Source organism: Chryseobacterium rhizosphaerae, from assembly GCF_003385455.1.
GTDB lineage: Bacteria > Bacteroidota > Bacteroidia > Flavobacteriales > Weeksellaceae > Chryseobacterium > Chryseobacterium rhizosphaerae.
On sequence record NZ_QNUF01000024.1, the window covers coordinates 54,112 to 69,210 of the forward strand.

Consider the following 15,099-nt stretch of genomic DNA (forward strand, 5'->3'; position numbering starts at 1 on the left):
GTAAAAGATAAAATATTTTCATATCAATAAAAAATCCTCAACTAAATTACTTAAAATAACTTAATTGAGGAGATTTATATTTTATGCTGAAATACCTTATATTTTAACTCCTAAACCTGCAAGTTCCAGTTCCAGATTGGTTTCCGGAGTTACATGAATGGTCATAAAACCTAAGGTTTTTGCCATTTCGATGTTCTTAGAATTATCATCAATGAAAACCGATTCTTCTGCATGAATGTTATACCTTTCCAATAAAACATGCCATATTTTAGGATCTGGTTTAATCAGTTTTTCCGTTCCGGAAACCACAATTTTTCCCTCAAAAATTTGAAAGAAATCATAGTTTTCCAATGCGTAAGGAAAAGTTTCTTCAGACCAGTTGGTCAGTCCGAAAAGCTGATAGTCCGTATTCTTGAGCTTTCTCAGTATTTCTACGTTCTGAGGGATATCACTCTTCAGCATGACTGTCCAGTTATCATAAAATGCTCTGATTTCTTTTTCCCATTCCGGAAATTTCTTTACCTGGATATCTGTTCCTTCAGAAAGACTTCTTCCGCGGTCCTGTTCGATATTCCACTCGTCCTGAGCGATGTTTTCAAGGAAATATTCCATTTTTTCATCGTCTTTGAAATAGTCTTTGAAGAAATACCTGGGATTCCAATCCATCAGTACGCCTCCGAAATCGAATATGATGTTTTTTATTTTCATATGAATTAATAGTGTTGTGAACCACCCCGTCAAAAATTCTTTGGATTTTTGCCATCCCTCCAGAAAGAGGAGACTCTCATGACTGCAGCTGTAATATTCGTGAGATGGGAGTGGTATTATTGTTTTTTATTCATTATTGGTATCAATCTTAGCTTTTGTCTATTCCGGTTTATAAAACCTATACTGCCCGTCTTCATAATAGGCATTGATATGCTGAAGTCCATTGGTCAGGATAATTTCTTTGGCTCCAATAACGGAATTGTACCGGGCAGTTTGCTCAAATGTTTTTTCCGTCAGTTTGATATGAGGAGCCTTACATTCTATTAAGATAACAGGTTCCGTTTTTTCTGTAATAAGAAGGTCAATTCTCTTCGTCAGGCCATTTAAAACGATCTTTTTTTCTGTAATAAGGGCCGATGCAGAATAGGCTTTTACGGTGAGATAATAATGTACCCAGTGCTGTCTTACCCATTCTTCAGGAGTAAGGAGAAGATAAGTTTTACGAATCAAATCATAAATAAAAAACTTATCTTTGTCTTTCTTGAATTTAAAATCAAAAGTTTCCTGAAAATTCAGTTTTGGAAGTTCCATTAATAAGATGAAAGAATTAGATTTAATCCTCAAAAATATTAAAAATAAAGAAGTTTTACCTATTTATTTTTTCCACGGAGAAGAAGCCTACTTTATTGATGTTGCTGTAAAAGCCCTTGAGCACAACTTTTTGGAGGAAGATGAAAAAGCTTTCAACCAAACGGTTACTTATGGAAAAGATACTTCTTACCAGGAGGTTCTTTCCTTGGCTAGGCAGTTTCCGATGATGGGAGATAAACAGGTGATCATCGTTAAAGAAGCTCAGGATCTGAAATTAAATGAAGATGAAAACAGAATTCTGGAATCATATGTTGAAAATCCGATACCTTCTACCGTATTGGTTTTCGCTCATAAACATAAGAAACTGGACAGCCGGAAAAAAGCGGCTAAAGCTTTAGATAAAGCCAATGCTCTTTTCCTCAGTGAATCGGTAAAGGAAAATAATCTTCCGAAATGGATTGCAGATGAGTGTACAAAACTTAAAATAAAAACAGCTCCCAATATCTCGCATCTTCTGGCTGAATATCTGGGAAATGATCTTTCGAGAATTGCCAACGAGCTGAATAAATTAAAGATCATCCTTAAAGAAGGGGAAGTACTGGACGGGACAATTGTTGAAAATCATATTGGAATCAGTAAAGAATACAATGTTTTTGAACTTCAGAAGGCGTTAGGAACAAAAAATGCCAATGCAGCCTTTAAAATTGCCCATTTTATGGGGAAGAATCCCAAGAATAACCCTTTCGTAATGCTGCTTGCAAGCCTTTATAATTATTTTTCTAACGTTATTATCTATCAGACCATGGCTGGACAGCCTCCGCAAACTATTGCTTCACAAATGGGGGTAAACCCGTATTTTGTTAAAGATTATGCGGAGAGTGCCAGGTTATATCCTTTAAAACATGCCACAAGAGTAATCTCTATTTTACGAGAGTTTGATATGAAAGGAAAAGGTCTTGGTGCCGTGAATATGGGAGAAGCAGAACTCATTAAGGAACTGGTGTATAAGATCATTAATGTAGATAAAATTAAGATGAAAGTCTAAGTTTTAAGAAGTAGGGATATTGGGATGCTACAGGGTATTTTTTGATTTTAAAATGTATGAATCGATGAGGAAATTTATTTTTTTGGCTCTATTACCTGTATTTTTCCTGAGCTGTGCAGCAAAGAAGGCTGAAAGCCAACTCGTAAAGGGAGACCACTATGAATTAAAAAAATCAGACAATCAAAAAGCTGTTCTGGTTTTATTTCCTTGTTTTCCCTGTGATATTGAGCATACAAAGACTGAAGCAGGCTTCCTGAAAAATATAGAACAAGAAGGAATTACAACATTACTTTTAGACTATAATCAAAGACTCTTTTTAACGGACGCCGAAAAGGAAGAATACTCAAAAACTTTACTTTCTATATTGGATCAACATGACGTTGATAAGAATAATGTTTTTATCGGGGGCTTTTCCAGTGGGGGGAATGTCGCATTTTTACTCTCCAGTTATTTAATAAAAAGTAATAATTCTGTTCAGCCCAAAGGCATGTTCTTAATAGATTCTCCTATTGATCTGGAAAAGCTGTATGATAATGCCCAAAAGGATGTTTCAGCTAATATAGATGCTGATGCAGTAGAAGAAGGGAAATTTCTGATGGCACTTTTTGAAAAAGAACTGGGTAAACCATCTGAAAATCAGGAAAAATATAAAATAGCTTCACCTTATCTGATGTCCTCTCCTTCAATTGAAAATATTCAATATGTAAAAGGGATTAAAACAAGGTTCTACTGTGAACCGGACCTGGAATGGCAACAGCAAAACAAAGGCAGAAAATGGGAAAACCTTAATGCTTTTGCCCTGAAAAAAGCTAATGAGTCTTTACTCAATCTGGGAAGTGAAAAGTCAGAATATATAGAAACCAAAAACCGAGGAATAAGAGCTAACGGAAAAAAACATCCTCATTCCTGGAATCTTGTGGAACGTGGAGAGCTGGTGAGATGGATGATGCCGTGAGTTGGAAATAGAAAGTTGAAAAATAGAGAATGGAATCCAAATGATATTTTTCAATAAAAATAGGTACCGGACATTCTGTATTTTAATTTTGCACTATCAACTATCAACTATCAACTATCAATTGACAGTCGATATATCTGTTATTGACAAGTATCATTAAAATAACTTTAAAAAGACCATAAAAATTCCGAAATTAGCAGTCTTAATTTAATTAAATCTTTTCGAACAAGTAAATTATGGAGCAAAACATTTTAGATTGTGTGATCGTTGGATCTGGGCCTTCTGGCTTCACCGCTGCTATATATGCAGCAAGAGCAGACTTGAAACCTGAATTGTATACAGGTTTGGAGCCGGGCGGACAATTAACAACCACTACAGAAGTTGATAACTTTCCAGGGTATCCAGCCGGGATTACAGGTCCTGAAATGATGATGGATCTGCAAAAACAGGCAGAAAGATTTGATACCAAAGTTCATTATGAAATGATCACTAAGGCCGAGTTTTCTAAGGAAGTAGGCGGTGTTCACAAATTATATGCAGGAAACAAAGAAATTCTTGCCAAAACAGTAATCATCTCTACAGGAGCTACCGCAAAATATTTAGGTCTTGATGACGAGAAAAAATATGCAGGAGGTGGAGTTTCCGCTTGTGCCACATGTGACGGATTCTTCTACAGAGGAAAAGACGTTGTAGTAGTAGGAGCAGGAGATACAGCAGCTGAAGAAGCGACTTACCTTGCCAAATTATGTAAAAAGGTAACTTTATTGGTGAGAAAAGATGTTTTCAGAGCTTCAAAAGCGATGGTTCACAGAGTAGAGAACACTCCGAATATCGAAGTGAAGTTCCACCATGAGTTAATCGGGATTGAAGGAGAAAACAGTTTGGTAGAAAGAGCTGTAATCATTAATAACCAGACTCAGGAAACTTCTAAAGTTGAGGTTGAAGGAATCTTCATCGCGATTGGTCACAAACCGAATACAGATATCTTTGTAGGCCAGATAGATCTTGATGAAAACGGATATATTGTTACTGAAAAAGGTTCTTCAAGAACGAATCTTCCAGGAGTATTTGCTGCAGGAGATGTTCAGGACCATATCTACAGACAGGCTATTACCGCTGCAGGAAGTGGATGTATGTCTGCAATGGATGCAGAGAAATATCTAGCTGAGTTACATTAATAGTATTCAGTTTATAAAATACAAAGCGTACCGTCAGGTGCGCTTTTTTATTTATATATGGATTTTTCAATATAGAAAGTGTAAAATAATACAGTGTTTATATTGTTTGTTGGAATATCGCAAAGGCGCAAGGTTTTTAATTTTTATGTACGATTTAAGGCGCAATAAAATCAGAGATTTTCAGCAAGTGATTGTTTATATATGGATTTTTCAATGTAGAAAGTGTAAAATAATACAATGTTTATATTGTTTGTTGGAATATCGCAAAGGCGCAAGGTTTTTACTTTTTATGTACGATTTAAGGCGCAAGAAAATCAGAGATTTTCAGCAAGTGATCGTTTATGTTATTTAGTTTATAAAATACAAAGCGTACCATCAGGTGCGCTTTTTTGTTTATATATGGATTTTTTCAATATAGAAAGTGTAAAATAATACAGTGTTTATATTGTTTGTTGGAATATCGCAAAGGTGCAAAGTTTTTAATTTTTATGTACGATTTAAGACGCAGGAAAATCAGAGATTTACGTAAGGATATAGCATTATCAATTGTAGCTGAGATACAATCTTTGCGCCTTTATGCATCCTAATAATCACTTTGTAATTAATATCAAAAAATCAATTGAATAATGAAATAGGTAATAAAAACATTGATATATTTGTGAAATTGCAAAACGACCTGAGTTTGCATTCTATTGAATAGTACTTAACAAAACGAATAAAAATGAAAAGAGTAACAGCCATCGGAGGAATCTTCTTTAAATGTAAAGAACCGGAACAAGTAAACGAATGGTATAAGACCCATCTGGGATTGGAAACGAGCCCTTACGGAACCAAATTCGACTGGAAAGAAGTGGATTCGGATAAAAAAGGGTATACGCTATGGAGCCCTTTTAAAGAGTCTACCCAATATTTTGAGCCTTCAACAAAAGAATTTATGATCAATTATCATGTGGAAAATATTGAAGCATTGGTAGAAGAGCTGAAAAAAGAAGGGGTAACTGTTCTGGATGAGGTGGCCACCTATGAATATGGAAAATTTGTACACATCCTGGATCCTGAAGGAAATAAAATTGAATTGTTCGAACCGGCAGGGGAGTAGCCTTTTCTGATTTATCATTCCGTAGGAATCCCGTTTGATTGATTAGGATTTTGAGATTGATGCTGTTTTATTGGCAAATTACATATTAAAAGGGTGATGATTCCCCTCCTCTGGAGGGGTGGCGAAAATTCTAGGAATTTTTGACGGGGTGGTTTTACCTGATCTGATACAGCTTCTTTTATTTTTATATTCTAAATAGGTTTGTTGAATAGAAAGCCATTACGTATATTGGGTTGTTAGGTGAAATTTCACGAAAAAAATCGTTGTAGAAAGATAATGCAGGAAATCTTTAAAACATTCAGACCAACAAGTTCTATTGTCAGAAAATATGTTGATTATTATTATCTGGATATTAAAATGGACAATATCAGTAATGAGTTTAAATGTTTTCCGCACTTCAATAATGTAATCTCTCTTTACCAATCCCATATCCGATTAGAAAGCGGAGAGATGGTTTATGATGAAACGGCAAAACCATTTCAGATTTTTACGCCCATCCGGGACAAAGTTCTTCATGTAAAACAATCCGGGAAAGTATATAGAGTTGTAATTGTATTCCAGCCTTAGGTTTGGATCAATAATATTGATGTGAAAGTATAAAGTCTGATTGATCTTCTGCAACATAAAAAAACGGCTTCTCAAAGAAGCCGTTTTCGCTTATTTATATGCGAAAAGTAATTAGTCTAAAATATAGATCTTCTTTTCTTTAAGATTAAAACCCAGCTTTTTGCCCAGCCAGTTGATACTTGTTTTACCTTCGTAAATCAATCCTTCCACAAAAAGCACATTAGGCTTATCCACCTTTACAAATGAATTGGAAACAGCATCTACACTTCCTTTGTAAAACTTATTGATGATTGCAGGATCAAATTCGCTCTTCTTTTCAATTAGCTGCAGACTTTCTTTTTTTATGCCTAAAGTCCCCATCAAACGATCGCTCAGCCAAAATGAATCATTACCGGCTCCGGAGTCTAAAAGAACATTGATCCGATATGTATTGTTCAAAAGTACATAGGTGCTAATGTCCAGTGACTGATCAGCATTGGTAGAAAGCTGGATATCCAATACTTTATTACCGCTTAATTTTTCCTTCGGGAATATAAGCTCTTTGTTTGTAAAATCTATAATGAATTCCGTATCATAAAACATGGGCAGAGAAAGTAAACCGTCAATTCCCTTTATTTCCATGTCATGAGTGGCATACCAGGTATCTTTAAATTTTTTACCGTTAACAATAACCTCTTTTGATTTGAATAGTGGGACTGTCATTTTTTCACCCGTAGCGCGAAAAGCTGTTAAGAAATTATAAGACTCTTTTGGGGCTAAGTTTTTGGAAAAGTTTCCCAAAAACAGATTAATTCCTCCTCCGGTATCAAAAATGAAATTTCCTTTCTTACCTTCCACTTCAGCCTGTACAAGAAGATGTCCGGAAGGTAATATGTTGAGAGGCGTTTTTTGTGCTAAGATAACAGATGAGTATAGAAATACGGATGCGGTAAGAACCGATTTTTTAATAAATGATTGATTAAACATCTGAAAATAGGGTTATTGTTTTTTAGTTCTGATTTCATAAATATATGAATTCTGCAAATATAATATATTCTTCCAGCAAAGCTATAATAAACCCATAAGTACATTTTTAGTTCTGTGTACTGAATTTTCAAGGACTCGGGAGCGGTAATCAGACTGCTGACTTCCTGTTTTTATCCACCTGCCAAAATAATGATGATAAAGAGTAAAAATACTTCCTACGTAAAGTAAAATACCTAGATTTGGCTTTCAAACTTTAAAATATAACTATGGACAAAAAGATTATAAAAATTACCCACGTCACAGGGACGTATATTATTAAGATTGCCGAAGGAAGACTTAATGAAATGAAAGCCCAGCTGGATAAATGCCTAAATGATGAACAGGCAGCAATTGTCGTAAAGGGGGAAGATGGAGATCAGTTTGTATATCCGTCGGATTTTATCAAGAATAGTTTCATCGCCATCGTAGACCGTGAATAGGGTGGGGCACTCTATACAAAATAAGGTCTGAAAATCGTTTTAAAGGCTATGTTTTTAGTGGTAGAATGTAAGGAACGGGAATTTATAGATACAGGGAGTGAAAATAATTCACCTGATTTTAAGCTTCTTATTCATTTTTGCTATAATTTGTGCAGTAAAAGTTTTGCAGAAATTAAAAATCGTTCTATATTTGCACCACTGAAAACAACGGTATAGCCGGGGTTTAAGGAGAGATGGCAGAGTGGTCGATTGCGATAGTCTTGAAAACTATTGACTGTAACAGGTCCGGGGGTTCGAATCCCTCTCTCTCCGCAGAAAAAGGGTTAAATCTATTGATTTAACCCTTTTTTATTTTAAGCACTTCATGATCAGTTGGGATCAGGCTTGAAAGCAGAGTACTTGTATAAAATACTACGCTTTATGCTAAAGTCATTACCAAAGAAATTAATCCGGTAGCTTCATCCGTATTGTATGGAGACCTGTTTTCGATGCAGCGATCACATATATTCTGTTTATTGTAGAGAACGGAAATGGATAGGCTTCTTGAAAATATCAACATTATAGACCCTGGAGCCCATTTTTAAGACAATAATATAAGGTTTTAGCTTTTCCATAAGAAAAACAGAGGCAAATCCAATCTAATTTTTATATTTGCAGGGGACAGTTTGAATCTCAAAACACTGTTTCAATCGCTAAAAAACTAAAAAAACTGAAAACCAAAAGAATAAAGAATGGGTAAGATTGACTTGTTAATTGTTGTGACTGTAATCTCTTTGTTTATTTCATTATTTCTTGTATTCTTTTTGCTCACCGTTAAAACAAAATATAAAATAAGCAATGTTCTGTTTGCTGCTTTTCTTCTCATCACTGCAATAGATAGTTGTGAACCTTTGTTTAATCTAACCGTTGATAGTCCTTCCAACCTGGGAATGCTAAGAAATACATTTGCTTTCTTACAAATTCCTGTTTTTTATCTGTATGTATTATCTGTCTGTTATTCCGATTTTAAGCTTACATTCAAGTATATACTACATGTGCTTCCCTATTTAATTGTCAATTTAGTTTTACTGCCTCGGTTTTATGCGGTTGATAGTGCTTCTAAAATTGATTTTCTTGTGAATCGTCAGCATATGATAGAGCTGCAGTTTACCCATATTCTTTTTCACCTTCAGATTGTTGTCTATCTTATTGCTGTTTTTAGGATATTAAGAAAAACAAAAAAACTATATCTTGAAAATTATGCAGGTGCCAGCATCAATTCGTATAATTGGTTGTTTCAGTTTACAAGCGTACTGACTTTTCTATATTTGTTTGTCTTTTTAAAAAATATTTTTAAATTTTCCGACTATCCCTATATTTCTGAATGGATAAAAATTGGTATTATGGTACTGGTATTGTTTATCGTTTGCTGGTATTTATTTAAAGCATTGAACAATCCCGGTTTATTTAGAAATGTTGATTCGAAATTAAAACTTGTTTCTGATATTATTTCAGAAGAAAAAAAGAATGAGTCACCAACTGAAAACGAAGAGACGTTAAGCTCAGAGATTATAAAATTAAAGAAATATATGATCGAGGAAAAACCCTTTCTTAATCCTTCGCTGACGATTCAGGATATTTCTAAAGATATTGAAATTCCTACCCGGGAATTATCCGTACTAATTAACCATCAATTAGGGCAACATTTTTATGATTTTGTAAATACGTATCGTATCGTATAGAGAATGCTATGGATATTTTAAAAGATACTACAAAAACGAAGGTAACTATTCTTGAAATCCTGTATGAAGTGGGTTTTAATTCAAAATCTTCTTTTAATACTGCCTTTAAAAAACATACGGGTACTACTCCAACTTATTATCGTAAAAATCTGCAAGTCAGTATTTTGTAATTATTCGTACTCTTTTTTGTAAAGATTCGTACTTATTTTTCTACACAAATGTGATCGAATACTTTTACTCGGTCGCCTAATTTTGATTTCTCCCACATCTTTGTATTGAAATAATTTTTTAATATAAAATAACGATACAATGAAAACTTCATCAAAACTTTTAGCGGCCCTATTATTCATCAGTAGCTTTTCTTTTGGACAGGACATTTCCCAAAAAATTGATTCCATCATACATGATAATTATAAAAAAAATCCTGAGGTAGGGATCAGTGTTGGTTTTATCAATAATAATAAAGAATCTTATACATCATACGGTAATTTGAATGCAGAAAGCCCGATGAAAATTAATGAGAATTCCATATTTGAAATTGCATCTATCACTAAAATTTTAACGTCAAATTTAGTTGCTCAGGCAGTTATGGATCATAAAATAAAATTAGATGATTATATAGATGGTTTCCTTCCCAAAGAATATATCCTTCAGGAAAATCTTAAAAATAAAATTAGAATTTCTGATCTGGCATCACATCAATCAGGTTTACCTGATATAGATTTTGCAAAATTAATTGAACAGGATCCGCAGCAACCTGTAAATAGCGTGACTGCACAAACATTAGCTGCTATAATTAATAATTGCAGTGAACTAAAAGATTACGGTAAATATCGTTATTCTACGATTGGATACACTTTATTAGGGCAAATATTGGAGAAGGTCTATGGTAAGAGTTATGATGACATTATAAGAGCCGGAATGATAAAGCCTTTGCATATGAGGAATACGTTAACTAAGGATTTTAATGTAAAAAACAGAACAACGGCTCACAATCCTGATGGGGGTATTCAGGAATTCTTCAAATGGAATATTACAGCACCTGCCGGATTGGTAAAATCTAATGCTACTGATATGGTTACCTTTTTAAAAGCTGTTTTAAATAAAGACACAACAGTTGGGAAAGCTGCCATTATTACGGAGAAAATAGTGTATAAGGATGAAAAAAAAGAAATGGGATTAGGTCTCAATATTGTGACCGATGAGAAAAATACAATATATATGAAATCAGGAGATTCTATGGGACAGTCTTCCATCATATGCTACAACAGGAATAAGAAATGGGGGATTATCATATTGCTTGATCAGAGAAATTCAAAAATGAGACAAGACCTGTTGAATAAAATTTATGATACCGTCCTGAAATAAATAAAGTACAGATAACAAGAGTTTAACCAAATGATAGGAGGAGTGAAAAAATATTTTTTGAGATCATTTTTCTTGTCATAACATCTTAAACAACAATCAAATATTGTAATAATGAACAATCAAACAACACCAGATGATAAAGTAAATACTTCATAAAAAAAAACATGTAAGAAACATGGCCTGGAGTTTTGAGGTATTGATTTTTTAAACAGTCAATTCTTTTGTAAAGTATTTCTTTCTGAACCAGAAAGCAAGGTTGACCAGAGCAATCAGCGCAGGAACTTCAACCAACGGTCCGATTACCCCGACAAAGGCTTGCCCGCTATTAATACCGAATACACCTATTGCCACAGCAATTGCCAGTTCAAAATTATTCCCTGCAGCTGTAAAAGCGATGGCGGTGCTTTGTGAGTAATCGGCACCCACAGTCTTGCCGGCAAAAAAACTTACGATAAACATCAGTGTAAAATAGATAACCAGAGGGATTGCAATACGGAATACGTCCATTGGTAATTGCAGGATCATTTCTCCTTTGAGACTAAACATCACCACAATGGTAAACAACAGGGCTATCAAAGTAATAGGGGAAATTAAAGGAATAAAACGATCCTGATACCAGCTTTCACCCTGTATGGCGATCAATCCGTACCTGCTTACTATACCGGCAAGGAAAGGAATACCAAGATAAATAGCGACGCTTTTTGCAATCTCACCAATAGAAATGTCCACTGAAAGTCCGGTCACCCCAAAGAAAGGAGGTAATACCGTAATAAATACATAGGCATACAGACTATAAAGCAAAACCTGGAAGATGCTATTCAAAGCAATTAAACCTGCAGCATATTCTCTGTTGCCATCTGCGAGTTCATTCCATACGACGACCATAGCAATACATCGCGCAAGACCTATCAGAATTAGTCCTGTCATATACTCCGGATAGCCATTAAGAAATAAAAGCGCTAATATGAACATTAAGACGGGTCCTATAATCCAGTTCAGAACCAGTGAAGTGCCCAGAACCCTGATATTGCGAAACACCTTTCCAACGTGTTCGTAACGTACCTTGGCTAAAGGTGGATACATCATCAGGATCAGCCCGGCAGCAAGCGGTATATTGGTTGTACCGCTGCTATAGCTATTAATCCATACCGCAGAAGAAGGAAAGAAATTACCTAATGAAATACCAAGGACCATTGCCAGAAAAATCCATAAGGTGAGATATCGGTCAAGAAATTTTAATTTAGATGGCATGGGTTATTTTTTAATAGTTGAAAAAACATAAAATAGGGCAGCCGCTATCTCTAAACTCCTTGCAGCATATACAGAGGTCTGTTCCGGTGTACCATCTGAAACCTTAGGGTCTTCAAATGTGATCGGTATCCTTTTTTCAGCACCGGGAATAAAAGGGCATCCCTCATCTGCTTGCGAACAGGTCATGATCGCTGCAAATTCCGAAACAGGGTTGAACGCACTGTCATATTTCTTTGAAAAGCCTATAACAGGTAAGGCATTGTCGTCATATTTTATCACATAGACCGGATTGTCAGTGTCAGCAATCTTAAAAACTTCAAATCCCTGATGAATCAGTGTTTCAGCCACTTTGGGAAATAATGCTGTTTCTTCTGTACCTCCCGAATAACAGTATACACGAGTGATATTGTAGTAGGATGCAGCTGTCTGTGCCCAAATCTGTGAAAGATGGCTTCTCCGTGAATTGTGTGTACAGATGAAGTTTAAATTAATATCCAGCCCCTTATTTACTTTATCCTGAATAAATTGGATCAATGGAATTAATGCCGCTCTACGTTCCTCCGTGAGATTCTGCACATCAATGAGAGTGCTGACCGTTTCTTTGATTTTCTTATACATAACTGAGCTGATAAATAGTTAACAGCATCCGGAATCTGGAGCACAGCAAGAAGTCTGGCTTGCTGCCAATTCGGACAGATTTTTCTTTTGTTTTTCAGATGGAATACCACAAGCGTCCTGAGCAAGGCAAGCTGTTGTTTTGTTTTTTAGTATAAAATTCTTTCCATTGAACGCCAGATCATATTTGCCGATTGTATCGCTCTGATACTCCACTTCGATCTCAGCATCTTCAATTGCCAGTTTTTCTTCGGAAAGTCTGATAATATGTAGCAGTTTTCCGGGTTTTAGGCGGTGCTCATAATCATCTGCATTCCACAGCTGAAAGTTGACTGTTTTCTCATGACGGATGACACCACCACAATCAATAAAGCTTTTCGTGATCTGTCCTACTTCCGTTACATGGAAGTGTTCCGGAACAAATGTCCCGTTTTCCAATTGAAATTCAACATTTTCTAATGTGGATAAAATTTCCTTGATTTCTGATAGTTTCATATTTTTTAATTTTAAATGTTATAATTATATATTGCAATATGACGATTATAAAAGACGAAAAAAGAGTTACGAACAGCAACTTGATACTTTAACATCCTGGTTAAAAAAGCTATTGAATTCACTTTGAAACTGTTTCCAGATTTCCTCATTAATACAGTAGCATACTGATTTGCCTTCGATAGTTCCCTGGATAATGCCGGTATTTTTCAGCTCCTTAAGATGTTGTGAAATGGTAGCCTGTGCCAGGCCTAATTCATCAACCAGATCATTACAGATACAGGCTTTTTTGTCAATGATATATTGAAGTATAGCGACGCGTGCAGGATGCCCCAACACTTTAAATGCCGTAGCAAGCTTATTGTGCTTATCTGCAAAAATTTCTGTCTTGGTAAGTCCCATACTGTTGTATTTTAATATTGCAATATTACGATGTATGTTTTATATATCCAAATATCAATGCAAAAATTTTGTTGAGGTCCCTTATTTTAGAGGTAAGACCTTTTATTTTATGGATGTTTAAAAAAGCATTTCCTTATAAGATTAGGATAAATCATTGAAAGATATTGGTTCTTATTCTTTTTATAGAGCAAGCGGCTAAGTAGCTGTGGTCTGAATTTTGCATTCGGTTTCATTCCAATTTTTACTAAGATCTACATTGTAACCATAACAAAATATAATTGAAGATATGATAATCGATGAAAATCTTTTGCTCGACAATGGAGCAGTATATGAGGAGTATTCCGCAAGGGAAACTATTTACGAAAATGGAGGTACACCGCATTATTATTTCCAGATCATAAACGGGACAGTAGAATTGAATAACTATCACGAAGATGGTAAAGAGTTTACCTTAAACATTCTTTCCGAAGGGCAGAGTATAGGGGAGTCCTTACTTTTTGGTAATAAGAAGTATCCGATGAATGCGGTGGCAAAGACTGATACCAGGGTGCTTAAGTTGGAAAAATCCAGCTTCCTTCAGCTGCTGTCTAAAAACCAGGAAGTGATGTTTAAACTATTTGAGCATCTTTCGGATAGGCTTTTCTATAAATATATCATGCTGTTTAATAATTCAGCCATAGATCCACAAGCCAAGATCAAAGCTTTGATGGATTATTATAAAGAATATCATTGCAGAAAAGATAAAGACAGGTACAGAATCCCATTAACCAGACAGCAGATTGCAAACCTGACAGGATTGAGGGTGGAAACAGTAATCCGTGCAGTGAAAAAAATGGAGAAAGATAAGTTGGTTGATATTAAAGACCGGCAGATCTATTATTAAAACAACGGTCATGTACCCTATTTTAAACCGCATTAAATCAGCTCCAACTTTCTTTATTCTGGATTGTATTACACCATTCGGCATTAACTTTTGCTAATGTGTACTGGTTTTCCGAAGTAAGAGTCAGAGCACGTTCAAGAAAGCTAAACTATTCAATTAGTCAGGGATGACAAAGGCCTTGAGCTCCACCATTTTTTGATTTTGAAATCTCCAGACATCACAATAAGAGCCATCTGAAGATTGACCGTCTTCATCTTTTATCTGTATTTTCCCAACCGCTGTTACAAATTCTCCTTCAGCCACTATCGTTTCCACTCTGAAATTAGGGGGTTCAAGATAGACTTTTGCCATATACTGCCGGACTTCTTCTTTTCCATGTAAAGTCTGATCTCCGACAAAAATCCATATCACGTCATCAGCACAAAAAGTCAAAAAACCTTCATAATCTCCTTTAGCAATAGCAGAATTTGCTTTTTCTAAAATTTCTTTATTGGTCATGGTAATCATGTTGTTTACTTTCCGTATCAACTCCGATTGAATTTTTAGCTGGCCATATATTAAACTTTAGGGCAAGCTGAAATGTATCAAATTACTTTTTATATTGTCCGGGAGCGTATTGTTTTGCTGATTTAGCACCAGTCACCTTTTTTACCTGTCCAGGAGGAAGTCCATGATTTCCATTGGGCTTCAGTCTGGGTGCGCATGAAAAAACAAACGATCCGAGAAGAATTGCAAGTCCTATTTTTTTAATTGCTTTCATAATGTTTTTTTTCTTAATT

At 35.2% G+C, this 15,099-nt stretch carries 19 protein-coding genes and 1 tRNA gene; 11 read left to right on the forward strand and 9 right to left on the reverse strand.

Features of this window, described 5'->3' with window-relative positions; all coding sequences use genetic code 11:
• Nucleotides 1–96 precede the first annotated feature (96 nt).
• Nucleotides 97–708 carry an HAD family hydrolase gene (locus DRF57_RS17770; protein WP_115919945.1) on the reverse strand — a complete coding sequence of 204 codons (612 nt, stop codon included), beginning with the start codon at nt 706–708 and terminating at the stop codon, nt 97–99.
• Nucleotides 709–867: 159 nt separating this feature from the next.
• Nucleotides 868–1,299 carry a type I restriction enzyme HsdR N-terminal domain-containing protein gene (locus tag DRF57_RS17775; protein ID WP_115919947.1) on the reverse strand — a complete coding sequence of 144 codons (432 nt, stop codon included), beginning with the start codon at nt 1,297–1,299 and terminating at the stop codon, nt 868–870.
• Nucleotides 1,300–1,306: 7 nt separating this feature from the next.
• On the opposite strand from DRF57_RS17775, the gene holA reads away from it, so the two are divergent.
• From holA to DRF57_RS17805, 5 genes are all read left to right on the forward strand, one after another.
• Complete coding sequence (gene holA, locus DRF57_RS17780) at nt 1,307–2,344, forward strand: DNA polymerase III subunit delta (RefSeq protein ID WP_047485137.1); 1,038 nt, start codon at nt 1,307–1,309, stop codon at nt 2,342–2,344.
• A 64-nt stretch (nt 2,345–2,408) separates the two neighbouring features.
• A complete protein-coding gene (locus DRF57_RS17785; RefSeq protein WP_115919949.1) occupies nt 2,409–3,299 on the forward strand; it encodes an alpha/beta hydrolase family protein in 891 nt (296 codons plus the stop codon).
• A 236-nt stretch (nt 3,300–3,535) separates the two neighbouring features.
• Nucleotides 3,536–4,477: a thioredoxin-disulfide reductase gene (gene trxB, locus DRF57_RS17790; RefSeq protein ID WP_047485132.1), complete on the forward strand. Its 942-nt coding sequence runs from the start codon at nt 3,536–3,538 to the stop codon at nt 4,475–4,477.
• A 721-nt stretch (nt 4,478–5,198) separates the two neighbouring features.
• On the forward strand, nt 5,199–5,576 hold the full coding sequence (locus DRF57_RS17800) for a VOC family protein (RefSeq protein ID WP_047485130.1): 378 nt from the start codon (nt 5,199–5,201) through the stop codon (nt 5,574–5,576).
• A 276-nt stretch (nt 5,577–5,852) separates the two neighbouring features.
• Nucleotides 5,853–6,143 carry a hypothetical protein gene (locus DRF57_RS17805; RefSeq protein ID WP_084085920.1) on the forward strand — a complete coding sequence of 97 codons (291 nt, stop codon included), beginning with the start codon at nt 5,853–5,855 and terminating at the stop codon, nt 6,141–6,143.
• 111 nt (nt 6,144–6,254) lie between these two features.
• On the opposite strand, the gene DRF57_RS17810 is transcribed toward DRF57_RS17805, so the two are convergent.
• On the reverse strand, nt 6,255–7,109 hold the full coding sequence (locus DRF57_RS17810) for a pepsin/retropepsin-like aspartic protease family protein (protein ID WP_115919953.1): 855 nt from the start codon (nt 7,107–7,109) through the stop codon (nt 6,255–6,257).
• 266 nt (nt 7,110–7,375) lie between these two features.
• Between DRF57_RS17810 and DRF57_RS17815 the strand changes: the two genes are divergently transcribed.
• From DRF57_RS17815 to DRF57_RS17830, 5 genes are all read left to right on the forward strand, one after another.
• Nucleotides 7,376–7,588 carry a hypothetical protein gene (locus tag DRF57_RS17815; RefSeq protein WP_047485126.1) on the forward strand — a complete coding sequence of 71 codons (213 nt, stop codon included), beginning with the start codon at nt 7,376–7,378 and terminating at the stop codon, nt 7,586–7,588.
• A gap of 227 nt (nt 7,589–7,815) precedes the next feature.
• A tRNA-Ser gene (locus tag DRF57_RS17820) sits at nt 7,816–7,900 on the forward strand.
• Nucleotides 7,901–8,319: 419 nt separating this feature from the next.
• On the forward strand, nt 8,320–9,309 hold the full coding sequence (locus tag DRF57_RS17825) for an AraC family transcriptional regulator (RefSeq protein ID WP_206607199.1): 990 nt from the start codon (nt 8,320–8,322) through the stop codon (nt 9,307–9,309).
• A gap of 8 nt (nt 9,310–9,317) precedes the next feature.
• Entirely contained in the window at nt 9,318–9,479 is a 162-nt protein-coding gene (locus DRF57_RS24230; RefSeq protein WP_206607200.1) for a helix-turn-helix domain-containing protein, read from the forward strand.
• Between the two features lie 139 nt (nt 9,480–9,618).
• Nucleotides 9,619–10,677, forward strand: a complete 1,059-nt coding sequence (locus tag DRF57_RS17830) for a serine hydrolase domain-containing protein (protein ID WP_115919955.1) — start codon at nt 9,619–9,621, stop codon at nt 10,675–10,677.
• A 204-nt stretch (nt 10,678–10,881) separates the two neighbouring features.
• Here DRF57_RS17830 and arsB read toward each other — a convergent pair whose 3' ends face one another.
• From arsB to DRF57_RS17850, 4 genes are all read right to left on the reverse strand, one after another.
• A complete protein-coding gene (gene arsB / locus DRF57_RS17835) occupies nt 10,882–11,928 on the reverse strand; it encodes an ACR3 family arsenite efflux transporter (RefSeq protein ID WP_115919957.1) in 1,047 nt (348 codons plus the stop codon).
• A 3-nt stretch (nt 11,929–11,931) separates the two neighbouring features.
• Entirely contained in the window at nt 11,932–12,546 is a 615-nt protein-coding gene (locus DRF57_RS17840) for an arsenate-mycothiol transferase ArsC (RefSeq protein ID WP_115919959.1), read from the reverse strand.
• 18 nt (nt 12,547–12,564) lie between these two features.
• Complete coding sequence (locus DRF57_RS17845) at nt 12,565–13,038, reverse strand: DUF6428 family protein (RefSeq protein ID WP_047490811.1); 474 nt, start codon at nt 13,036–13,038, stop codon at nt 12,565–12,567.
• 66 nt (nt 13,039–13,104) lie between these two features.
• Nucleotides 13,105–13,437 (reverse strand): ArsR/SmtB family transcription factor, encoded by a 333-nt coding sequence (locus tag DRF57_RS17850; RefSeq protein WP_084085913.1) that lies wholly within the window; start codon nt 13,435–13,437, stop codon nt 13,105–13,107.
• A gap of 286 nt (nt 13,438–13,723) precedes the next feature.
• Here DRF57_RS17850 and DRF57_RS17855 point away from each other — a divergent pair, with 286 nt between their 5' ends.
• The gene (locus DRF57_RS17855; protein WP_115919961.1) at nt 13,724–14,320 is read left to right on the forward strand and encodes a Crp/Fnr family transcriptional regulator; all 597 of its coding nucleotides are present in this window, start codon (nt 13,724–13,726) and stop codon (nt 14,318–14,320) included.
• Nucleotides 14,321–14,476: 156 nt separating this feature from the next.
• On the opposite strand, the gene DRF57_RS17860 is transcribed toward DRF57_RS17855, so the two are convergent.
• Nucleotides 14,477–14,818 carry a nuclear transport factor 2 family protein gene (locus DRF57_RS17860; protein WP_115919987.1) on the reverse strand — a complete coding sequence of 114 codons (342 nt, stop codon included), beginning with the start codon at nt 14,816–14,818 and terminating at the stop codon, nt 14,477–14,479.
• 91 nt (nt 14,819–14,909) lie between these two features.
• A complete protein-coding gene (locus DRF57_RS23920; protein ID WP_167449383.1) occupies nt 14,910–15,080 on the reverse strand; it encodes a hypothetical protein in 171 nt (56 codons plus the stop codon).
• Nucleotides 15,081–15,099 lie beyond the last annotated feature (19 nt).